Below are 23,183 nucleotides of genomic sequence, written 5' to 3' on the forward strand. Positions count from 1 at the left end.
GGTTACTGGCGTTGTGTTTGGCGACACCAATTCCAGGTTGCCGCCCACCGCGTCCTTGATGGATTCAGTGACGGTGGCCGGACCCTTGTAGAGGTCGTTGCCGACCGTCACCGGCAGGGTGCCGGAGCTCTGGCCTGCGGCGATGGTGATGACCTTGCCGCTGTCGAGGGTCACGGTGACCGGACCGTTCTGCGCGGTGACCGGGGCGCCGTTCTTGTCGGTCAAGGTCGCGGTGTAGGTGATGGTGCCGTTTTCGTCCGCGCTCGGGGTCGCGGTCAGGGTCACCGTTATGGTGTCAATCGAGTCAGTGATGGTGGTCACAGCCGGCGTGGTGTTCGGCACCAGGCTCTCGAAGTTGCCGCCGGTGGTGCCGGTGATCGTGGTGCTGACGGTGCTGCCGTTGACATAAACATCATTGGCCGCAGTCGGGACGTTCACGCTGCCGCTGGTCTGGCCCGCGTCGATGGTAATGACCGAGCCGTTGCTCAAGGTCACGGTCATCGGCGTACCAGCCGGGTTGCTCAGGGTCGCGGTGTAGGTGATCTGGCCGCCTTCGGTGATGTTGCCGGTGGCGGTCAGGGTCAGCCCGGTGTTGTCCACGGAATCGGTGATGGTGGTCATGGCTGGCGTGGTGTTGGGCACCAGGTTTTCGAAGTTGCCGCCAGTGGTGCCGGTGATGGTGGTGCTGACGGTGCTGCCGTTGTTATAGACGTCATTGGCCGCAGTCGGCACGTTCACGCTGCCGCTGGTCTGGCCCGCGTCGATGGTAATGACCGAGCCATTGCTCAAGGTCACGGTCATCGGCGTGCCGGCCGGGTTGCTCAGGGTCGCGGTGTAGGTGATCTGGCCGCCTTCGGTGATGTTGCCGGTGGCGGTCAGGGTCAGCCCTGTGTTGTCCACGGAGTCGGTGATGGTGGTCACAGCCGGCGTGGTGTTCGGCACCAGGTTCTCGAAGTTGCCGCCGGTGGTACTGGTGATGGTGGTGCTGACGGTGCTGCCGTTGTTATAGACGTCGTTGGCCGCAGTCGGCACGTTCACGCTGCCGCTGGTCTGGCCCGCCTCGATGGTAATGACCGAGCCATTGCTCAAGGTCACGATCATCGGCGTGCCGGCCGGGTTGCTCAGGGTCGCGGTGTAGGTGATCTGGCCGCCTTCGGTGATGTTGCCGGTGGCGGTCAGGGTCAGCCCTGTGTTGTCCACGGAGTCGGTGATGGTGGTCACGGCTGGTGTGGTGTTCGGCACCAGGCTCTCGAAGTTGCCGCCGGTGGTGCCGGTGATCGTGGTGCTGACGGTGCTGCCGTTGACATAAACATCATTGGCCGCAGTCTCGACGACGACGGTGCCGGTGGTCTGGCCCGCGTCGATGGTAATGACCGAGCCGTTGCTCAAAGTCACGGTCATCGGCGTGCCGGCCGGGTTGCTCAGGGTCGCGGTGTAGGTGATCTGACCGCCTTCGGTGATGTTGCCGGTGGCGGTCAGGGTCAGCCCTGTGTTGTCCACGGAGTCGGTGATGGTGGTCACGGCTGGTGTGGTGTTCGGCACCAGGCTCTCGAAGTTGCCGCCGGTGGTGCCGGTGATCGTGGTGCTGACGGTGCTGCCGTTGACATAAACATCATTGGCCGCAGTCTCGACGACGACGGTGCCGGTGGTCTGGCCCGCGTCGATGGTAATGACCGAGCCGTTGCTCAAAGTCACGGTCATCGGCGTGCCGGCCGGGTTGCTCAGGGTCGCGGTGTAGGTGATCTGACCGCCTTCGGTGATGTTGCCGGTGGCGGTGAGGGTCAGCCCGGTGTTGTCCACGGAATCGGTGATGGTGGTCACGGCTGGCGTGGTGTTGGGCACCAGGTTTTCGAAGTTGCCGCCGGTGGTACTGGTGATGGTGGTGCTGACGGTGCTGCCGTTGTTAAAGACGTCATTGGCCGAGGTCGGCACGTTCACGGAGCCGCTGGTCTGGCCGGCGGCGATGGTGATGGTCGAGCCGTTGGACAGAGTGACGGTTACTGGCGTCTGTGCTGGATTGGTCAGGGTCGCGGTGTAGGTGATCTGGCCGCCTTCGGTGACGGTGTTACCGGCCGTCAGGGTGACCGTGGTGGTGTCGAGGGTATCGGTGACCTGGGTCACGGCCGGGGTCGTCGGCGGCGTCACTGTGATGCCGCTGCCGCCGCTGCCGCCGCTGCCGCCGCTGCCGCCGCTGGTGCCGGTGACAGTTACATCGATCTGGGTCGCGTCGTTATAGACAGTGTCGTTCGCAGCCAATGGCACGTTGACGGTGCCGGTGGTCGCGCCTGCGGGAATCACGATCACGGCGCCGTTGGACAGCGTGACAGTCAGGTCGGTCAGTGGTGCTTGGGTCAGGGTCGCGGTGTACACCAGCACGCCACCGGCCTCGGTGATGGTCGGCGTGGCACTGAGGCTGAGGGCTGACTCACTCGGGGTATTGGCGTTGGTATTAGCGTTGGTATTGGCGTTGATGTTGGCGTTGGTGGCCTGGCCACCCGGGATTTCCAGAGTCGTTTGCCCGGCAGTTTTGATACCTGCAGTCGGGAAGCCGATGGTCGGATCGACGCGGCCAGCGGTGGCGTCGAGCATCACGGAGCTGTGACCACCACCGACGGCACCACCAGAACTTGCGGCAACCGGGCCGGCAGCGGTGGCTTCAAGGTCTTTTGTCGGGTCGGCACCGGCAGCAATGGCCTGTTGCAGCTCTTCTACCGAAGGCGCGGCTTGCGCGGTGGCAGCTGCCAGGTCAGTGCTGGAGTCTGGAGCGTCAGCGCTCCACTGAGTGTCACGACCCAGATCCAGGGTGCGGCCATCGGCCAGTTCCAGGGACACGGCGCCGGAAAGGCCAGTGTCGATCTGGTCGCCGGCAAACAGTTTGTCGCCTTCAACGAGAACGCGGCGGATGCCCTCGGGGGACACCACGAAAACCTGACCAACAATGCTTTTGACGATGGCAACAACACTGCTCATTGAAGACTCTCCGGGGTGTCACGTTCAGTTGACTTCCATGGACCTGATGGCATCTGTCTGTGCCGACCAGTCTGGACGTACATTGCAAAATAGATGCACAAATTTGACGCATCAAATCGTCAATATATTGGCTATATTTTTTCGTTATTAACTTTATGCCAAACTATTGACCTTCTTCGAGCCATCCTAAACAATCGTCCCAGTAATGTCACATTGATATTTCAGCTGTGACTCGTCCTCGGTATGTGATCCAGTTCCGTTTTTTGAACTTTCCGACATACGGTCATTCCGCTTGCCATCTTCCGACGCAGCGCGTTCTTTTGCTGTGATTCAAGACAAGAAGTTCTGGGAAATTCCTACAATGCGTTCGCCTTTGTTCATGGCAATACCTTTCGTCCTCGCCGCGTCTTTTGTGCAGGCGCAGTCCTTACCAGAAGCCATGCAACAAGCGCTGGATGTCCATCCGGAAGTTCAGGCGGGTGTCAACAGTCGGTTGGCTGCGGATTATCAGTTGAAGGCTGCAAAAGGTGGATATTTGCCACGGGTCGACCTGCTGGGCGGTTATGGTCGTGAAGGCACCGATAGCGTGACGACGCGAACGGACGGCAGCAACAATCACTGGCAAACCCTGAATCGCAGTGAGTCAAATTTACGTCTGACCCAAATGGTTTTTGACGGTTTTGCGACGTCCAGCGAAGTGGGGCGTCAACAAGCCACTGTCAACTCCCGCGCCTACTCGCTGCTGAGTACTTCCGAGCGCACCGGGCTGACCGTGGCCCAGGTCTATCTCGACGTGCTGACTCGTCGCGAATTCGTACGTCTGGCCGAGGACAACCTCAAGAGCCACCAGCGCATTTACGACCAGATCCAACTGCGCACCCAGCGTGGCATTGGCAGTGGCGCCGACCTTGATCAGGCGGAGGCGCGGATGGCCCAGGCGCGCAACAACCTGATCACCGAGCAGACCAACCTGGCTGACGCCGAAACCAACTACCTCTCCGCTGTTGGCCAGATGCCCGATCAACTGGAACGCCCGGCGAGTTTCATGGCGCTGATGCCGGCCAACCTGAATGAAGCCCGTGCACAGATGCTGGAAAACAGCCCGATCCTGCGTTCGGCCGAATCCGATATCGCCGCTGCCGAGAAGCAGTACGACACTGCCAAGTCGACGTTCTACCCGCGCTTCGATGCTGAGTTGGGTCGCTCCGCGGACAACGACATTGATGGTCAGAACGGCCACAACAACGAATGGCAGGCCATGCTGCGCATGCGCTTCAATCTGTATGCCGGCGGCAGCAACAAGGCCGATCTGGAATCCAAGTCCTACCTGTCGAACCAGGCGCTGGACATCCGCAACAACGCCCTGCGCCAATTGAATGAAGAGCTGGGCCTGGCCTGGAACGCCCTGAACAACGCCAACGCGCAAGTGCCGATCGCCCAGCAATACGTCGACCACAGCACCGCCGTGCGTACCGCTTACCAGCGTCAGTTCAGTCTCGGCGAGCGCACCCTGCTCGATTTGCTCGACAGTGAGAACGAACTGTTTTCCTCCTCCCGCCGTCTGGCGGAGATCAAGAACATTCAGTTATTTACTCAGTACCGAATCAAGGCGACCATGGGCGAATTGCTCAAGAGCCAGGGAGTGGTCGCACCATTGGCATCCGTTGTGCAGAACGACATGAAGCCCAAGGTCCAATTGCCCGGTATGAATTAAGCAGGACCTTCATTGTTCAATTGTTAGCCAAGAGTGCAGAGCGTGGAATCAGAAGTCAGTCGGGTTCAACTCATCCATGATCCGCGCGCGTTGCATGACGATCCGTTGCTGGATGGTCTGCTCGCTCTTTGCATGCTGCACCAGAAACCTGCCAGCGCGGCAATGCTGACCACCGGCCTGCCGCTGCCCGAGCAACGCTTGAGTGTCGAGTTGCTGCCTCGTGCGGCCGCTCGCGCGGGGCTGCAAGGTCGGGTGCTGCAACGCAAGCTGGAGGATATTCCGGCGATTGCGATGCCAGCATTGTTGTTGCTCAGGGACGGTCGAAGTGCCGTCCTGCTCGGCTGGCAAGGCGAAGATCAGGTACGGGTGCTGCTCAGCGAAAGCGACGGCGGTGAGTCCCTGGTCAGCCGTGACCTGCTGGCCGATGACTACACCGGCAAAGTCTTTTTCGCCCAGCCGCAGCACAAGTTCGACGTCAATCACGGCACGCTGATTCCGCGTGCGCGCTCGTGGTTCCGCGACACTCTCAAGCGTTCGCGCTGGTTGTACGCCGATGCCATCGCCGCCAGTTTTCTGATCAACATCATTGCCATGGCCGCGCCGTTGTTCGTGATGAACGTCTACGACCGTGTCGTGCCAAACCAGGCCGAAGCGACGCTCTGGGTGCTGGCACTCGGCATCACGGGCGCCTACCTGTTCGACCTGATCCTGAAAAGCCTGCGTAGCCTGTGCCTGGATCTGGCCGGCAAGAAAACCGACCTGATTATCTCGGCCACGCTGTTCGAGCGCATCGTTGGCATGGCCATGAAATACCGGCCGGCGCGGGTCGGCAGCTTTGCCCAGAACATCCATGAGTTCCAGAGCCTGCGGGACTTCCTCGCCTCGCTGACACTGACCAGCCTGATTGACCTGCCGTTCACAATTCTGATCTTTATCGTCATCGCGATCCTTGGCGGGCATCTGGTTTGGATACCGGTGCTGGCATTCCCGATCGCCCTGGCCATTGGCTATGCCTTGCAGAAACCCCTGGTGGCGACCATGGAACGGACCATGGCGCTGGGGGCCGAGCGTCAGTCGAGCCTGATCGAGACCCTGGCCGGCCTGGATGCGGTGAAGGTCAACAACGCCGAAAGCGAACGCCAGTATCAGTGGGAGCAGACCATCGGCACCCTCAGTCGCCTTGAGTTGCGGGTGAAAATGCTCTCCGGCCTGGCGATGAATATCACCTTGCTGATCCAGCAACTGGCCGGCGTGATCATGATCGTCTTCGGCGTGTACCAGATCATCGACGGTCACCTGAGTATGGGCGGCCTGATTGCCTGCTACATGCTCAGTGGTCGTGCGCTCAGCCCGCTGGCGTCACTGTCCGGGTTGCTGACTCGTTATCAGCAGGCGCGGGTGACCATGACCTCGGTCGACCAGATGATGGAGCTGCCCCAGGAGCGCAATTTCGAAGAGCGTCCGCTCAGCCGCAAGGTGCTGCAGGGTGGCATTGAGTGCCGCCAGCTCAACTTCACCTACCCGCAACAGCAGAATCTGGCGCTGAAGAACATCAACCTGTCGATCAGTCCCGGCGAGAAGGTCGGCATCATTGGCCGAAGCGGCTCGGGCAAGAGCTCGCTGGCGAAGTTGCTGGTGGGGCTGTACCAGCCGGATGACGGCGCGTTGTTGGTCGATGGTGTGGATATCCGCCAGATCGACGTCAGCGAGCTGCGCTACAACATCGGCTATGTGCCCCAGGACATTCAGTTACTCGCCGGCACCTTGCGCGACAACCTGGTTTCCGGCGCGCGGTATGTCGAGGACGAACTGGTGCTGCAAGCCGCAGAACTGGCCGGCGTCCACGAGTATGCGCGCCTGCATCCGCAGGGTTATGAGCTGCAAGTCGGCGAGCGCGGGCAGAACCTCTCCGGCGGTCAACGGCAAAACGTCGCCCTGGCCCGTGCATTGCTGCTCAACCCGCCGATCCTGCTGCTCGACGAGCCGACCAGCGCCATGGACAACACCGGTGAAGAGCGCCTCAAACAGCGCCTGGCAGCGGTGATCGAAAACAAGACCATGGTGCTGGTAACGCACCGGGCATCGTTGTTGTCGCTGGTGGATCGCCTGATCGTGGTCGACCGCGGGCAGATACTCGCCGACGGCCCGAAAGCCGCAGTGATGGAAGCGTTGAAGAAGGGGCAGATCAGTGTTGCTTAAGTCGGGTAAGGGTTCGATCCTTCGCTACTTCAAAGGCTCTGCTTCACTTCAGGGGCAGCCGCTGCCGGAGGTCAACAAGGCGCTGATCGAGGATGCGCCCCGCGTGGTGCGGCTGACGATCTGGGCGATCATCGCGTTCTTTGTGTTCCTGATGCTCTGGGCCAACTTCGCGGTGATCGACGAGGTGACCAAGGGCGACGGCAAGGCGATTCCATCGTCGAAGATCCAGAAGATCCAGAACCTTGAAGGCGGTATCGTTGCCGAGTTGTTCGTCAAGGAAGGTCAGATTGTCGAAGCCGGCGCACCGCTGATTCGCCTGGACGACACGCGATTTGCTTCGAACGTCGGTGAAACAGAGGCCGATCGGTTGTCGATGCTGCTGCGGGTCGAGCGCCTGAGCGCCGAGGTCGAAGATCGCCCGCTGAACTTCCCCGAGGATGTGCTCAAGGCCGTACCGGGTCAGGCCAAGAGTGAAGAATCGCTCTATATCAGTCGTCGCCAACAGTTGCACGATGAGATTGGTGGCTTGCAGGAGCAGCTGATCCAGCGCCAGCAAGAGCTGCGCGAATTCACCTCCAAACAGGCGCAGTATCGCCAGCAATTGGGCTTCCAGCGTCAGGAAATCAGCATGTCCGAGCCGTTGGTGGCCCAAGGCGCGGTATCACCGGTGGAAGTCCTGCGCCTCAGGCGTGCCGAAGCGGAGACCCGTGGTCAGCTCGACGCCACCACGCTGGCAATTCCACGAGCCGAATCGGCAATCAAGGAAGTGCAGCGCAAGGTCGATGAAACCCGTGGCAAGTTCCGTAGCGAAGCCCTGACCCAACTCAATGAAGCGCGCACCGACCTGAACAAGGCCCAGGCCACCGGCAAGGCCCTGGAAGACCGGGTCAGCCGGACGCTGGTCACTTCGCCAGTGCGTGGCATCGTCAACAAGTTGCTGGTCAATACCATCGGCGGGGTTATCCAGCCGGGCAGCGACCTGGTGGAAATCGTACCGCTGGACGACACCTTGCTGGTCGAGGCGAAGATCCGCCCGCAGGACATCGCGTTCCTGCACCCGGGCCAGGAAGCGACGGTGAAATTTACCGCCTATGACTACACCATCTACGGCGGGATGAAGGCCAAGCTGGAGCAGATCGGTGCCGACACCATCACCGATGAAGACAAGAAGACCACCTACTACATCATCAAGCTGCGCACCGACCGCAGTCACTTGGGCACCGACGAAAAACCATTGCTGATCATTCCGGGGATGGTGGCTTCCGTGGACATCATCACCGGCAAGAAGACCGTGCTGAGCTACCTGCTCAAGCCGATCATCCGCGCTCGGGCCGAGGCGCTGCACGAGCGGTAATCCACCTTCGGGGCCACTGGCCCCATCGCGAGCAAGCTCGCTCCCACAATGGATCTGTATTGAAACGCAATTTTTGTGTTTCCACTGACCCCTGTGGGAGCGAGCTTGCTTGCGATAGCGTCCGCCAAAACACCACAATCCTGTCAGAAAGTGACAAATAACGTCACACCACGATTCCTCCACTCCCTTAGCAATCGCCATATCGTTATTCGTTAACGGTATTTAAATTTCAATTTTTATATCTATAAAGTCAGTCTCCTGCGTACCTGTCGACCAATCGGCGCGCCGCACGACACGAACCAACACGGGACCTCCGTGAGTTTCTGATCGACGCGCGCGCCTTTGAGCGTGCCGTGCGTGGGAGTGATTTATGTCTGCAGCTTCAGCTTCGCCAAGCATCGCGCCACAATTCTTTGAAGTCCGCCCGTTCAGCGGAGCGGTGGGCGTCGAGATCATCGGTCTCGACCTGTCCCGCCCGATCAATGATCAGGACTTCGCCCGTATTCACCGCGCGCACCTGGATCATCACGTGGTGGTGTTCCGCGACCAGCGCATAACCCCTGAGCATCAGATCGATTTCAGCCGTCGTTTTGGCGTGTTGCAGATCCATGTGCTCAAGCAGTTCCTGCTGGCAGGGCATCCGGAAATCCTGATTGTCTCCAACATCGTCGAAAACGGCCAGAACATCGGCCTGGGTGACGCCGGCAAGTTCTGGCATTCCGATCTCTCCTACAAAGAACTGCCGAGCCTGGGCTCGATGCTGCATGCCCAGGAGCTGCCGTCAGAAGGCGGTGACACATTGTTCGCCGACATGCACAAAGCCTGGGACAACCTGCCACTCGCGTTGCGCAATGCCGTTGAAGGTCGCTCGGCCGCGCACTCCTACACCGCGCGTTACAGCGAGACCAAATTCGAAGGCAACTGGCGTCCGACCCTGACCCCGGAGCAACTCGCCCAGGTCGCCGAAGTCGTCCACCCGGTCGTGCGTACCCACCCGGAAAACGGTCGCAAGGCGTTGTTCGTCAGCGAGGGGTTCACCACTCGCATCGTTGGCCTGCCGGAAGACGAGAGCCAGCAACTGCTGACCGAGCTCTACGCCCACAGCGTGCTGCCGCAAAACATCTACCGCCATCAATGGCAGCCCCATGACCTGGTGTTCTGGGACAACCGTTCGCTGATCCACCTCGCCGCCGGATGCCCCAGCCATCTGCGCCGCAAGCTATATCGCACCACCATCCAGGGCGACGCGCCTTTCTGATTTGTCGGAGATCTGATCATGTCCAAACGTCTTCCATTCGCACCTCTGGCCGCGGCCATCGGTCTGGGTTTCAGCCTGATCGCCGGCAGCCTGGTGGCACCGACCGTGGCCCACGCCGAAGGTGAAATCCGCATTGCCGAACAGTTCGGCATCGTTTACTTGCTGCTGAACGTGGTGCGCGATCAGAACCTGATCGAGAAGTACGGCAAGCAGGAAGGCATCGACATCAAGGTCGACTGGACCCAGCTCTCCGGCGGTGCAGCGGTCAACGACGCGTTGCTGTCGGGCTCTATCGACATTGCCGGCGCTGGTGTCGGCCCGCTGCTGACCATCTGGGATCGCACCCACGGCAAGCAGAACGTCAAGGCCGTGGCTTCTCTGGGCAACTTCCCGTACTACCTGGTGAGCAATAATCCCAATGTCAAAACCATTGCCGACTTCACCGAGAAAGACCGAATCGCAGTGCCGGCGGTGGGCGTGTCGGTGCAGTCGCGCTTCCTGCAATACGCGGCGGCCAAACAGTGGGGTGACAAGGACTTCAATCGCCTCGACAAGTACACCATCGCTGTTCCACATCCTGATGCCACGGCTGCGCTGATCGCTGGCGGAACCGAGTTGACCGGGCACTTTTCCAACCCGCCATTCCAGGATCAGGCGCTGGAAAATCCCAACGTGCACGTGGTACTGAACACCTATGACCTGCTCGGTCCGAACTCGCCGACGGTGCTGTTCGCCACCGAGAAATTCCGCAATGAGAACCCGAAAACCTACAAGGCATTCATTGACGCGCTGACCGAAGCGGCCACGTTTGCCCAGAACGACAAAGGCGCAGCGGCGGACACTTACATCCGCGTTACCAAGGCCAAAATCGATCGTGCGGCGTTGCTGAAAATCATCGACAACCCGCAGTTCGAGTTCAGCGTCACGCCGAAAAATACCTACCCGTTGGCCGAGTTCCTGTACCGCGTTGGCGCGATCAAAAACAAACCGGATTCGTGGAAGGATTACTTCTTCCAGGACACCAAACCACTGCAAGGGAGCTGACCGAAATGAACGCTCCTTTGCAAGGCCACACGGTCAGCAAACCGATCGCGGCAGCCCAGGCGCTGCTGTCGGTCGATAACGTCAGCCTCGAATACCGCACACCGCAGCGCGTGGTGCGGGCGACCCATCAAGTCAGTTTCGAGATCGATCCGGCGGACCGCTTTGTCCTGCTCGGCCCGTCCGGTTGCGGCAAGTCGACGTTGCTCAAAGCCGCCGCCGGCTTCATCCAGCCAGTGGAAGGCGAGATCCGTCTGCAAGGCCAGCGCGTCGATGCGCCGGGACCTGACCGGATCGTGGTGTTTCAGGAGTTCGATCAACTGCCGCCGTGGAAAACCGTCAAACAGAACGTGATGTTTCCGCTTCTGGCTTCGAAAACCCTCAAGCGCAGGGAGGCCGAAGAGCGAGCGCTGCACTATCTGGAAAAAGTCGGCCTGGCGGCGTTTGCCGATGCCTATCCGCACACCTTGTCCGGTGGCATGAAGGCTCGGGTCGCCATCGCCCGGGCGCTGGCGATGCAGCCGAAAATCCTGTTGATGGACGAACCCTTTGCCGCGCTCGATGCCCTGACCCGGCGCAAGATGCAGGAAGAATTGCTGCTGCTCTGGGAGGAAGTGCGTTTCACGCTGCTGTTCGTCACGCACTCTATCGAAGAGGCACTGGTGGTGGGCAATCGCATTCTGTTGCTGTCACCCCATCCCGGACGGGTGAGGGCGGAAGTCCACAGCCACCAGTACGATTTGCACAGCCTCGGCGGTGTGGCGTTTCAGGAATCGGCGCGACGTATTCATCGACTGTTGTTCGACGAAGGTCAATCACCGCAAGCCGAGCATGAACTGGATTTCGCTGATATCCGCATCGCTTATTGAGCCAGTTGAAAGGAGGGCCCGATGAGCCATTTATCATCCCCGCGTGAAGAATTCGAAACCGTATTGCCGCCACTGACCAGCGTGCCGCTGGAGCGCGAACTGCCCCTCGGCCAACGCCTGTGGCAACAGGGCTGGCTACGTAAAAGCCTGATCCTGATTTTGCTTGCCGTGCTATGGGAAGCGGTTGCCCGTTATCAAAACAACGACCTGCTGCTGCCGAGTTTTGTGCAAACCGCTCACGCGCTTTACGACGGCCTGCTCAGCGGCGAGTTGCTGGGCAAGGTGTGGATTTCTTTGGTGGTACTGCTCAAGGGCTACCTGATCGGCATCGTTCTGGCGTTTGCCCTGACCACGCTGGCGGTGTCGACGCAATTCGGTCGTGATCTGCTCAGTACCCTGACCTCGATGTTCAATCCCTTGCCGGCCATCGCCCTGCTGCCGTTGGCGCTGCTCTGGTTTGGATTAGGCCAGAACAGCCTGATTTTCGTGCTGGTGCATTCGGTGCTCTGGGCGCTGGCGCTGAACACCTACGCTGGCTTCCTCGGCGTCTCGGAAACCCTGCGCATGGCCGGGCGCAACTACGGCCTCAAGGGCATGCGTTTCGTGCTGTTCATCCTGATTCCGGCAGCGCTGCCGTCAATCCTCGCCGGGCTGAAAATCGGCTGGGCGTTTGCCTGGCGGACCTTGATTGCTGCCGAGTTGGTGTTTGGCGCAACCAGCGGCAAGGGTGGGTTGGGCTGGTACATCTTTCAGAATCGCAATGAGCTGTACACGGACAAGGTGTTTGCCGGGTTGGCGGTGGTTATTTTGATTGGGTTGTTGGTGGAGAATCTGGTGTTTGATTCGTTGGAGCGGGTGACGGTTAGGCGGTGGGGGATGGTGCGGTAATGAGGGCTAGCGTCTGAGTTTGATTGCCCTATGGCAGATGGACGACAGACGCTATTTTTTGCCGGCTTTTCTGATATTTTCCATCGCCATTTCTTGCGTTACTTGGGCGTAAGAGGGAGGAGGGCCGGGCAATTGCGCGTCGTGATACTTTTGGTGAGCTGCATGTATTCGATAGGCATCCGATGCAGCGTTGTTCGCGGGAGCATTGTTACTACCGGGCACAAACAATGGTTTAAGTTCAACATCAGGTGAGGATTTAGACTTACTAAAAGATGAGCCATACTTTTGGTCATAAAAATTACTTGGTCCTCCAGAACTACTCGGTCCTGGTCTCGATGGTGATTTGAATGACGGACCGTCTTGTGCGGTACGACTCACACGCCAAGGAGTCCCTCCATTTTGCGATTCCCAGCCGCCCACATTTTGGGGCGCGATATCACCGCCTCGCGACGGAACGCGATTTCTAGGGCCTGGCGCTCCCATGATAAAGCCGCCTATCTGAGACCTAGCGGTGTCCTGACGACTCGGTGGCGAGGGAGAATCTGGACGTGAGCTTCGGCCAAGAGTAGACATGGCTTTGTATCTTGCGTTTGCCTTGACGTTGGCAATGGCGAGTTTTTGGGGAGTTCGGTATCTAATGTTCTCCCGTACAAAAAGCTTGATGACCTCCCAAAAATGCCCCGTCGGATCCACCCGATTCACCGGATCCCCCACGCAATACATATACGCATTCAACCCACCCCCACGAAATGGACTCCAACTGTCCGGACTGTGAAAACGCATCAATCGTGGGTTGTAGGCGCGGTAGCCGTTGCCCAGCAAGTACCAGCCAATGTTGGCTTCACGCAGTTGGCCATTGAACCCCAGTCGTGTCTCGATTTTCTGCTGCGCGGACTGCTCACCGTAAGCTAAGTAGGCGATGGTCTGGGACTGGCCATCGACGATTTCGCCAATGATGGATTGGCTGCGGTCGGTTGCCAGCAGTACTAAGCGTGGCCGGCTGCGGTTGTCTTGATCAGCAGGTTGGCTCATGCCGGGATCTTCGCGGAAATGGGGCAGGCTTTGAGTTTTACTCGCTTGAGCCAGGTTTGCGAACTATCAGAACTGATAGTGGTGTGAGTTGTTTCTATGGGCTAGCGCGAATGGATGTGGTGACGGTTCCACCGCTTTCGCGAGCAGGCTCGCGAAGAGGTCGGTGCTGCCAACACATGATTCGGCAGTTTGTTTGCTAGCATTGCGTCTGAATCAATCCAGATCAAACACGAGTGCTCACAATGCAACTCCCAGACATGAACCTGTTGGTCGCCCTCGATGCCTTGCTCGACGAGGGCAGTGTGGTGGGCGCCGCGCGGCGGATGAACCTCAGCCCGGCGGCCATGAGCCGGACGTTGACGCGCATTCGCGAGGCCATTGGCGATCCGATCCTGGTGCGTGCCGGCCGTGGCCTGGTACCGACCCCCAAGGCACTGGAGTTGCGCGAACAGGTTCGCAGCGTGGTGGAACAGGCTGGTTTGCTGTTTCGTTCGGCCGATGCGGTGGAGCTGAGTTCGCTGCGGCGGCGTTTCAGTATTCGGGCCAACGACTTCTTTGTCGGCGTCTACGGCGGCAAGCTGTTCGACACCCTTGACCGGCAGGCGCCGCACTGCGAATTGCGTTTCGTCCCGGAAGGCGATGGCGATGATGAGGCGTTGCGCGAAGGGCGGATCGATCTGAGCGTCAGCAACACCCGGCCGTTGACCCCGGAAGTGAAGGTTCAGAACCTATTTTCCACCCACTTTGTCGGCCTGGTGCGCGAGGATCATCCGCTGTTCGACGAAGAGATCACGGCGGAGCGTTACGCGGGGTTCTCGCATATCAGCATGTCCCGGCGCGGCATTGCCCGAGGTCCGATCGATACCGCGCTCAATGCCCTGGGGCTGGAGCGGCGGGTGGCGGTGATCGCGCCAAGCTTTCATGCGGCGATGTTTGCCTTGCCCGATTCGGACCTGATTCTGCCAGTGCCCAAGGAAGCTTTGCTGAGTGTGCGGCGGCTCGGACTGAAGCTGCGCTCGTTCGACCTGCCGATTCCGTTGCCGACCTTGATGCTGACACAGGCCTGGCATCCGCGATTCGACAAGGATCCGGCCCACCGCTGGCTGCGTGAAACGCTGAAATCCTGCTGCGATGAAACATGGTTGGCCGCGCAACCTGAAAGTCACCGCTGAACCCCTGTGGGAGCGAGCTTGCTCGCGATGAGGCCGGCAGCCTCGACATCTTTATTGGCTGACCTGCCGCTATCGCGAGCAAGCTCGCTCCCACAGAGTTTTGTACTATTGCGTTTGGCGCACTTATAACCTGCCAATAAGTTGATTTTCGTCAGGCATTACGCTTCTTAGAATGCTTCGGTCTTTCCACGCCGGAGCTTGCAGTACATGACTTCCCTTACGGTCACGGCACCTGTTGCTGCGGCCAGCACGGCAGCCGCTCCACCTGTCTTCGGCCCGCGGATCATTATCGGCCTGGTTGGCGTATTGGTGGCGGTGCTGATGTCGGGCCTGAACGAGATGGTGACCAAAGTCGCCCTGGCCGACATCCGTGGTGCGTTGGCCATCGGCTACGACGAAGGCACCTGGCTGGTCGCCTGTTATACCGCGACTTCGGTGGCGGCCATGGCGTTCGCGCCGTGGTGTGCGGTGACGTTCTCGTTGCGGCGTTTCACTCTGTGCGCCATCAGCCTGTTCACCCTGCTGGGTGTGTTGTCCCCCTTCGCCCCGAATTACGAAAGTCTGTTGTTGCTACGCACCTTGCAAGGCCTGGCGGGCGGTGCATTGCCACCCATGCTGATGACCGTGGCCCTGCGCTTTCTGCCGGCCAATGTGAAGTTGTATGGCCTGGCCGGTTATGCCCTGACGGCGACGTTCGGCCCGGGTCTGGGCACGCCGTTGGCGGGGTTGTGGACCGAGTATGTCGGCTGGCAATGGACCTTCTGGCAAATCATCGCGCCTTGCCTGATTGCCATGGCCGCAGTGGCGTATGGCTTACCCCAGGACCCCCTCCGCCTGGAGCGCTTCAAGTCCTTCAACGGGCGCGGTGTGCTGCTGGGCTTTCCCGCCATCTGCATGCTGGTGATCGGCATCCTGCAGGGCAATCGCCTGGACTGGTTCGAGTCGAACCTGATCTGTGGATTGCTCGGCGGCGGGCTGTTGTTGCTGGTGCTGTTCTTGACCGGCGAGTGGTCGCAGCCGATTCCGTTTTTCAAGATGCAGATGCTCGGCATCCGTAACCTGTCTTTCGCCCTGCTGACCCTGGCAGGCGTGCTGGTGGTGTTGCAGGCGGTGATCATTATTCCGTCCAGCTACCTGGCGCAGGTCCAGGGTTATCGCCCGGTGCAGACCGCGCCGATCATGCTGCTGGCGGCGCTGCCGCAATTGATTGCGCTGCCGTTGGTGGCGGCGCTGTGCAACTTTCGCTGGGTCGATTGCCGCTATGTATTGGGCATTGGCCTGAGCATGCTGGCGCTGTCGTGCGTCGGCGGCTCGCAATTGACGTCCGCGTGGATTCGCGACGATTTCTACGTGCTGCAATGGCTGCAGATTTTCGGTCAGCCCATGGCGGTGTTGCCATTGCTGATGCTGTCCACCGGCAGCATCAACCCGATGGAAGGGCCGTTCGCATCGGCCTGGTTCAACACCGTCAAAGGCCTGTCGGCGGTCATCGCCACCGGGGTGATCGAGGCGTTGACCACGGCACGCCTGCATTTCCACTCGACCATGCTGGTCGACCGTCTCGGCAACTCACCGCTGGCCGAGCGCGACAGCACAAGCCTCGCTCATCGGCTGCATGAGCAAGCGGTGGTGCTCACTTCCTCTGATCTTTACCTGTGCATGGCGGGTATCGCGGTGATCTTGATCCTGCTGATTTTCTGGCTGCCGACGCGGATTTATCCACCGCGCGCACCGACCTGATTGCTCCACTGATACAGAAGGTTTTTATGAACACTCAAGCAAAGCAGAAAGTCGCGGTTGCCATGGCCGCCGCATTGGCCGTCGGCGTGTTGCTGTACCTAGCGATGCCCGGCCTGTTCGGCAAGCGTACGCAGCAGAACACCAATGATGCTTATGTCTCGGCGGATTTCACCCTGGTCGTGCCGCGGGTTGCCGGGTTTATCAAGCAAGTGCTGGTCGAGGACAACCAGCAGGTCAAGGCCGGGCAGTTGCTGGCACTGATCGATGACCGGGATCTACGCGCCGCCGCCGAAGCCGCCGATGCCGAAACGCTGGTGGCCAGGGCGCAACTGCAAAACGCCCGGGCGACCCTCGAGCGCCAGGCGTCGGTGATTGCCCAGGCGCAATCCTCGGTGGTTTCGGCCAAGGCGGAAATGGCGTTTGCCGAGCATGAATTGAACCGCTACAAGCACCTCGCCGGGGTGGGCGCCGGCACGGTGCAGAATGCGCAACAGGCGCAAACGCGCATCGACCAGGCCTCCGCGCGACTGGCCAATGCCACGGCGGTACTGGCGGCGGAGCGCAAGCAAGTGGAGATACTTACGGCCCAGCGCGACGCAGCCGAAGGTGGCCTGAAACGGGCGCAAGCGAAGCTGGAAATGGCCAGCTACGAGTTGTCCTATACAAGGATCGTCGCGCCGCAGGACGGCATGGTCGGCGAGCGCGCGGTGCGGGTCGGCGCCTACGTCACACCGGGCAGTAAAATCCTCGCAGTGGTGCCGTTGGCACAGGCTTATGTGATGGCCAATTTCCAGGAAACCCAACTGACGGATGTGCAGCCTGGGCAGGCTGTGCAAGTGCGCGTCGACAGCCTGGGCGGTGCGGCACTGAGCGGTCGTGTCGAAAGCATTGCACCGGCCACCGGGGTGACATTCGCTGCGGTCAAACCGGACAACGCCACCGGCAACTTCACCAAGGTGGTACAGCGGATACCGGTGAAAATCGTGCTGGAGCCGGGACAGTCGCTGGCCGAGCGCTTGCGGGTGGGGATGTCGGTGGAGGCGAGCATCGATACCGGCAGTGGTGTCTCGCGTGAGGTGACTCAGCGATGAAAACCTGTGTTGACGGTGCGGACGCCATCGCGAGCAAGCTCGCTCCCACAAGGTTTATGCGCGATGTACAAGATTTTCGCATCACAGAAAGTCCAATGTGGGAGCGAGCTTGCTCGCGAAGAGGTCATCAGCCTCGCCTGACTTTTTCTGCCTTGCTTATGCTGAGCCTGTCCGCCTGCACCGTCGGCCCGGACTTTCATAAACCTCAGCCCACACAAATCACCGAGTGGTCGAAACCATCAAAGGCAGCCGCCAGCCAAGCCATCGCCGAAACGATGAACGAGCGCTGGTGGGAGGTGTTCAACGACCCGAAGCTCTCGGCCCTCACGCAACGCGCCCTGACCGACAACCTCGACCTGAAGCTGGCCAGCAGCCGTTTGCAGCAAAGCCGTGCCGTTCGCCAGGTGATCACCGCCAACCGCTATCCGAATACCGCGGCCACGGGAAGTTACGCCCGAAAACGTAACAGTAGTGAAGGCCTGAGCGACCCGTCAGGGCACAACGGCCAGTCCGCATTCAACCTGTGGGATGCCGGTTTTTCCGCGTCCTGGGAGCTGGATTTGTGGGGGCGTGTGCGTCGGGAAACCGAAGCCGCCGACGCCAACCTTGAAGTCGCCGAGAACGACCGACGCGGTGTGCTGTTGTCGGTGCTGGCCGAAACCGCCCAGGACTACATTCAACTGCGTGGCGTGCAGAACACCCGGCTCGTCACCGAACAGAACCTCGACGTCGCCCGCCATAGCCTGAAGCTTTCGCAATTGCGCCTGGCCGACGGCGTCGCGACGGATCTTGATGTCGCTGAAGCCGCCGCGCAGGTGGCGGCCATCGAATCACGTCTGCCCGCACTGGAGCAGCGCCAGTGGCAACTGATCAACGCCTTGAGTCTGTTGATGGGCGAAGCGCCCCAGGCATTGACGGCGGAGTTATCCACAGACGCACCGGTGCCACAAACGCCGCGCCAGGTCGCCATTGGCTTGCCCTCGCAACTGGCTGAACGCAGGCCGGACATTCGCCAGGTCGAAGCACGGCTGCATGCCGCGACCGCGAGTATTGGCGTGGCCAAGGGTGATTTCTATCCGCGAATCACCCTGTCGGGGAACATCGGTTCCCAGGCCATGCAATTGAGCGATTTCGGCTCCTGGGGTTCGCGTTCGTTCGGGATCGGCCCGCAGTTCAGCTTGCCGTTGTTCGACGGCGGCCGCTTGCGTGGCGTGCTCGAGTTGCGCGAAGCACAACAACAGGAAGCCGCTATCATCTATCAGCAAACCGTGCTGCGCGCCTGGCATGAAATCGATGATCAACTGACCACCTACAACGCCAGCCAGTTGCGCCGCGACAGTCTGGCCGAAGCCGTACGTCAGAACCGCATTGCGCTGGACACCGCGCAACAGCAGTACGTTGAGGGCGTGGTGGATTTCGTCACGGTGCTCACCGTGCAAGGAGCGTTGCTGGCGACGCAGGAGCAGTGGGTCGAGAGCTCGACCGGCGTGTCGCTGGCGGCCGTCGGGTTGTACAAGGCGTTGGGTGGGGGTTGGGAGTCGGTGTATCCGTTGGCCGTGACGGCGCAGCGTTAATACGCAGGCAATGATGGCCATCTGCTTGACGCTAGTCACCGCTGCCGTAGACTCGGTTGATCCGAAAGGGAGTGCGGTCATGCGGATTTTCTGTGTGTTGGGGTTGGGATCGGTCCTCGTCGCGAGCGCTGTCCAGGCGCAAACGCCTGGGGCAGACGACCCGCTTGCGCAAATGGATGCAGGCGCCAGTACTGCGACCAGCACCGAGGCCCGCGGTGTACTGCGGGCCCGGGACCAGGCCGTACTGGCCAGTGAGGTCCCTGGGCGGATTGTCGAGTTGCCGTTCAGCGAGGGGGAATCGTTCAAGAAGGGCGATACCCTGGCGCGGTTCGATTGCTCGGCCTATCAGGCGCAGCTCAATGCCGCTCAAGCGGCCAGCCGTGGCGCGGGTGAAGAACTGGCGCACAACCGGCGACTGGCCGCGCTGAATTCGGTCGGGCGTTTCGAAGTGGCACGTGCCGAGGCCAAGGTCAGCGAAACCCAGGCGCAGTCCCAGGTGTATCAAGTGCAGGTCAAGCGTTGCAGCGTGCAGGCGCCGTTCGATGGCCAGGTCGTCGAGCGCAAGGTACAGCGCTATGAAAGCGTACCTGCCGGCGCACCCTTGCTGGACGTGGTCGATAATCGCACCCTGGAAATCCATTTGCTGGTGCCCTCGCGCTGGATGGCCCGACTCAAGCCCGGCCAGACCTTCAGTTTTGTCCCCGATGAAACCGGCAAGCCGCTGGATGCGACAGTCAAACGCCTGGGCGCACGAATCGATGAAGGCAGCCAGACCCTGCTGCTGGTGGCCAGCGTGCCCGACGCCAGCGGGTTGCTGGCGGGCATGAGCGGCACTGCGCATTTCGCGGAGTTCAAGTGAACGCGCCTGTGAGCGGCGGTGCCGAACAGGTATTCGCACGTTTTCTTGATCTTGAGCGCCAGACCCGCGCAGCCCAAACGTCCGCCCAATTGGCTTACAGCCTGGTCAATGATGGACAGGCATTGTTTGGCTTTCGCCATGCGGCACTGTTGATCGCCGGGAAGGTGCAGGCCGTGACCGGTGTCAGCGCGGTGGAGCCGAACTCACCCTTTGTAGCGTTCGTCGAGCAGGCGGTGGCTCAGTTGTTCAAACGCGAACAATTGCAACAGGCGCGGGTCGTTGCCGCCGATGACCTCGGCGAGTCGCTGCGGGCTGAATGGCAAAGCCTGTCGGCGGCGCAGGTGTTCTGGCTGCCGCTGGTCGATCGTCAGGGCGAGGTGTTCGGTGGGTTGTGGCTGGCCCGGGACGTTGCGTGGAACCCTGCCGAACAGGTGCTGCTGGCGCAACTGGGTGATACCTACAGCCACGCCTGGCAGGCGTTGCAACCGCGCAAGCCCTGGCGTCTGCGTTGGACCCGCAAACGCCGGGGCTTGCTGGTTGCAGTGCTATTGCTCGGGCTGTTGATCCCGGTGCGCCAATCCGTATTGGCACCGGCCGAAGTGGTGCCGTTGGGCGGGCGGGTAGTGGCGGCACCGCTGGACGGTGTCATTGCCGAGTTCCTGGTCAAACCCAATCAGACGGTGAAGACCGGCGAATTGCTGCTGCGCTTCGAAAGCACCACGCTCAAGGCTCAGGCCGATGTCGCCGAACGCGCCCTCGGGGTCGCCGAGGCGGAACTCAAAGCCAACTCCCAGCGTTCGTTCGCCGATGCCGAGTCCAGCTCGAAACTGGATTTGCTGGCCGCCCGGGTTGAACAGAAACGCGCCGAGCGCGACTACGCCCGTGAACTGCTCAAGCGTAGCGAAGTGCGCGCCGAGCGCGATGGCATCGCGGTATTTGCCGATGCCGAACGCTGGACCGGCAAGCCGGTGCAGACCGGCGAGCGGCTGATGGAGATCGCCGATCCGACCCAGGCGCAATTGCGTATCGAGCTGGCTGTGGGGGACGCGATATCCCTGGAGCCCGGCGCTGAAGTCGCCTTGTTTCTCGACAGTGACCCGCTGCAACGGCATCTGGCCAGACTCGAACGTTCGGCTTATGAAGCGCAACCTACAGCGGGCGGGCAATTGGCTTATCGGCTGGATGCGAATTTCGACGCGCCACCTCCGCGCATCGGATTGCGCGGCACGGCGAAAATCTTCGGTGACCGGGCGCCGCTGGGGTTGTACCTGCTGCGTCGACCGTTGGCCGGTTTGCGTCAGAGCGTGGGCTTGTAAATGAGCCTGCCCGGCCTGCGTGCCGACCTGCAACTGTCCCCGGCAGCGCCGGCGCTGGACGGTGCGCCCAGCTGGACGCTGGCCGACCCGGTGCGAGGGCATTACTTCAAGCTCGGTACGACGGCGATGCGTTTGTTACGTCACTGGTCGCTGGGTGAACCCGAGCAGGTCCTGCAAGCGGCCAATCGTGAGCCGGGACTGGCGCTGGACGGTACGGATCTGGAGCAATTGCTGGTTTTTTTGCGCAGCCACGACCTGATTACCGCCCTCGACCCCCAGCAGCGTGCCAGTTACAGCGTTAAAGCGGATGCCCAGCGCCGGAGCCTGTGGCAAGTGTTGCTGCATCAGTACCTGTTTTTTCGAATTCCGTTGTGGCGCCCCGAGCGTTTTCTCAACCGTGTCTGGCCTTGGCTGGAGCGCTTCGGTCCGCGAGCGCTGCGCTACGGATTACCCGCCGTGCTGGGGGTGGGGGTGTTTCTGGTGTCGCGGGACTGGCAGCGATTTATCGCGACGTTTCCGCATCTGTTCAGCCTTGGCGGCGCAATGGCGTTTGGCGTGGCCCTGTTCTTCGCCAAGCTCTGCCACGAATTCGGTCACGCGTTCATGGCCAAGCGCGCCGGGTGCCGGGTACAGAGCATGGGCGTGGCGTTCATGGTGCTGCTGCCGATGTTCTATACCGATGTCAGCGATGCCTGGCGGGTCAATGATCGCAAGGCCCGATTGCTGATTGGCGCTGGCGGCGTGCTGGCGGAGTTGCTGTTGGCGTGCATTGCCTTGCTGGCCTGGTCGTTTCTGCCCGACGGTCCCGCCCGCACCGCCGCGTTCATGCTCGCCAGTGCTACCTGGATCACCACACTGGTGGTCAATCTCAACCCATTCATGCGTTTTGACGGTTATTTTTTGCTCAGCGATTTCTGGCAGGTCGATAACCTGCAAGGTCGGGCGTTTGCCCTGTGCCGCTGGCGCCTGCGCGAGTTTTTGTTCGGCTACGGCGCAGCGACGCCGGAGCCTTGGTCGCCGACAATGCAACGGCGTTTGCTGATCTGGGGGTATGGCTCGTGGTTATGGCGCGCGGCATTGTTTTTCGGGATCGCTCTGGCGGTCTATCACCTGTTCTTCAAGGTGTTGGGGATTTTCCTGATGCTGGTGGAGCTGGTCTGGTTCATCTTTCTGCCCATCATGAGTGAGTGGCACCAGTGGTGGGGCCGCCGCGAGCAGGCGCATGGACCGCGGGTGCTGCTCAGCAGCCTGGCATTGCTCGGGCTGTTGCTGGTGCTCATCCTGCCGTGGCGCAGTGCCGTCGAGGTGCCGGCCATGCTGGAAGCGGGCCGGGTCAACACCTTGCATGCGCCGGTGGCGGCACGGATCAAAGCCGTGAAGGTGCATGACGGGCAGTCGGTGGTGCAGGGTGATGTCCTGATCGAACTGGAGTCACCGGATCTCGATTCGCGCCAGACCATTGCGCGCCGGGAAATCGAGATTCAGCAATTGCAAATGCGCCGTCAGGCCAGCCGCAGCGAAACGGCCTCCGATGCCTCAATCGTCGAGCAGCGCCTGGCCGAAGCGGTCGCCGACTACCGGGGGCTGGCGGCTCAGCGCGAGCGATTGCTATTGCGCGCCCCCCATGCCGGCACCGTGCGAGATCTGCTGCCGCAATGGGCGGTGGGGCGCTGGCTGTCGACCCGGGAGCCGCTGGCGCGGGTGGTCGAGGACGGCGTGCGCTTGCGTGGCTATCTGGCCGAGGCAGAACTCTGGCGCGTGGCACCGGGCGCCACTGGACGGTTTATCGCCGATGATCCGATGCATCCGGCGATTGCGGTGCAACTGAGCGAAATCGACACCAACGGCGTGGCGTTTGTCGATCAGGAGGCACTGACCTCCGATCACCACGGACCGATTGCCGTGCGTCGCGATCAGTATCAACGAGCCGAGCCGGTACAGGCGCAGTATGGCGCGCGATTGAGTACCCTCGAACCGGCGCCGACGCCGGTGCAGCCGTTGCGCGGCGTGGTGGTGTTGCAGGGCAGCGGCGAGTCGTTATTGGGGGTCGCCTGGCGACGCATGGCGGCGCTGGGGGTCAGGGAAAGCGGTTTTTAAGGAGTGCGA

General features: G+C 60.9%; 16 protein-coding genes. 14 read left to right on the forward strand and 2 right to left on the reverse strand.

Annotated features, from left to right (window positions below):
• A partial coding sequence (locus AC1RP7_RS06160) for a retention module-containing protein (protein WP_493183957.1) occupies positions 1–2,970 on the reverse strand: 2,970 nt, incomplete at its 3' end.
• Positions 2,971–3,331: 361 nt separating this feature from the next.
• Here AC1RP7_RS06160 and AC1RP7_RS06165 point away from each other — a divergent pair.
• The 7 genes from AC1RP7_RS06165 to AC1RP7_RS06195 all read left to right on the forward strand — a co-directional run bounded on the left by AC1RP7_RS06165 (position 3,332) and on the right by AC1RP7_RS06195 (position 12,293).
• Positions 3,332–4,684 carry a TolC family outer membrane protein gene (locus AC1RP7_RS06165; RefSeq protein WP_493181460.1) on the forward strand — a complete coding sequence of 451 codons (1,353 nt, stop codon included), beginning with the start codon at positions 3,332–3,334 and terminating at the stop codon, positions 4,682–4,684.
• Positions 4,685–4,726: 42 nt separating this feature from the next.
• Positions 4,727–6,883 carry a type I secretion system permease/ATPase gene (locus AC1RP7_RS06170; protein WP_057712552.1) on the forward strand — a complete coding sequence of 719 codons (2,157 nt, stop codon included), beginning with the start codon at positions 4,727–4,729 and terminating at the stop codon, positions 6,881–6,883.
• Positions 6,873–8,237, forward strand: coding sequence for an HlyD family type I secretion periplasmic adaptor subunit (locus tag AC1RP7_RS06175; RefSeq protein WP_090452377.1), 1,365 nt, complete (start codon positions 6,873–6,875; stop codon positions 8,235–8,237). Before AC1RP7_RS06170 ends, AC1RP7_RS06175 begins: the two co-directional genes overlap by 11 nt.
• A 370-nt stretch (positions 8,238–8,607) precedes the next feature.
• Positions 8,608–9,495 carry a TauD/TfdA dioxygenase family protein gene (locus AC1RP7_RS06180; protein WP_493181461.1) on the forward strand — a complete coding sequence of 296 codons (888 nt, stop codon included), beginning with the start codon at positions 8,608–8,610 and terminating at the stop codon, positions 9,493–9,495.
• An 18-nt stretch (positions 9,496–9,513) separates the two neighbouring features.
• Positions 9,514–10,539: an ABC transporter substrate-binding protein gene (locus AC1RP7_RS06185; protein WP_493181462.1), complete on the forward strand. Its 1,026-nt coding sequence runs from the start codon at positions 9,514–9,516 to the stop codon at positions 10,537–10,539.
• A gap of 5 nt (positions 10,540–10,544) precedes the next feature.
• Entirely contained in the window at positions 10,545–11,405 is an 861-nt protein-coding gene (locus AC1RP7_RS06190) for an ABC transporter ATP-binding protein (RefSeq protein WP_057712548.1), read from the forward strand.
• Between the two features lie 21 nt (positions 11,406–11,426).
• Entirely contained in the window at positions 11,427–12,293 is an 867-nt protein-coding gene (locus AC1RP7_RS06195; protein WP_057712547.1) for an ABC transporter permease, read from the forward strand.
• A 51-nt stretch (positions 12,294–12,344) separates the two neighbouring features.
• Here AC1RP7_RS06195 and AC1RP7_RS06200 read toward each other — a convergent pair whose 3' ends face one another.
• The gene (locus AC1RP7_RS06200; protein ID WP_493181463.1) at positions 12,345–13,325 is read right to left on the reverse strand and encodes an RHS repeat-associated core domain-containing protein; all 981 of its coding nucleotides are present in this window, start codon (positions 13,323–13,325) and stop codon (positions 12,345–12,347) included.
• Between the two features lie 242 nt (positions 13,326–13,567).
• Here AC1RP7_RS06200 and AC1RP7_RS06205 point away from each other — a divergent pair, with 242 nt between their 5' ends.
• From AC1RP7_RS06205 to AC1RP7_RS06235, 7 genes are all read left to right on the forward strand, one after another.
• Positions 13,568–14,497 carry a LysR family transcriptional regulator gene (locus tag AC1RP7_RS06205; RefSeq protein WP_493181464.1) on the forward strand — a complete coding sequence of 310 codons (930 nt, stop codon included), beginning with the start codon at positions 13,568–13,570 and terminating at the stop codon, positions 14,495–14,497.
• Between the two features lie 207 nt (positions 14,498–14,704).
• Complete coding sequence (locus AC1RP7_RS06210; RefSeq protein WP_493181465.1) at positions 14,705–16,237, forward strand: MFS transporter; 1,533 nt, start codon at positions 14,705–14,707, stop codon at positions 16,235–16,237.
• Between the two features lie 26 nt (positions 16,238–16,263).
• Complete coding sequence (locus tag AC1RP7_RS06215; RefSeq protein ID WP_493181466.1) at positions 16,264–17,328, forward strand: HlyD family secretion protein; 1,065 nt, start codon at positions 16,264–16,266, stop codon at positions 17,326–17,328.
• A complete protein-coding gene (locus AC1RP7_RS06220; RefSeq protein WP_493181467.1) occupies positions 17,325–18,902 on the forward strand; it encodes an efflux transporter outer membrane subunit in 1,578 nt (525 codons plus the stop codon). The genes AC1RP7_RS06215 and AC1RP7_RS06220 overlap by 4 nt, the downstream gene beginning before the upstream one ends.
• Before the next feature lie 79 nt (positions 18,903–18,981).
• Positions 18,982–19,761 carry an efflux RND transporter periplasmic adaptor subunit gene (locus AC1RP7_RS06225; RefSeq protein ID WP_090452395.1) on the forward strand — a complete coding sequence of 260 codons (780 nt, stop codon included), beginning with the start codon at positions 18,982–18,984 and terminating at the stop codon, positions 19,759–19,761.
• Positions 19,758–21,077, forward strand: coding sequence for an efflux RND transporter periplasmic adaptor subunit (locus tag AC1RP7_RS06230; protein WP_493181468.1), 1,320 nt, complete (start codon positions 19,758–19,760; stop codon positions 21,075–21,077). The genes AC1RP7_RS06225 and AC1RP7_RS06230 overlap by 4 nt, the downstream gene beginning before the upstream one ends.
• Entirely contained in the window at positions 21,078–23,174 is a 2,097-nt protein-coding gene (locus tag AC1RP7_RS06235) for an efflux RND transporter periplasmic adaptor subunit (protein ID WP_493181469.1), read from the forward strand.
• The last annotated feature ends 9 nt before the right edge of the window (positions 23,175–23,183 follow it).

The organism is Pseudomonas sp. GW822-FHT01E03, from assembly GCF_058802985.1.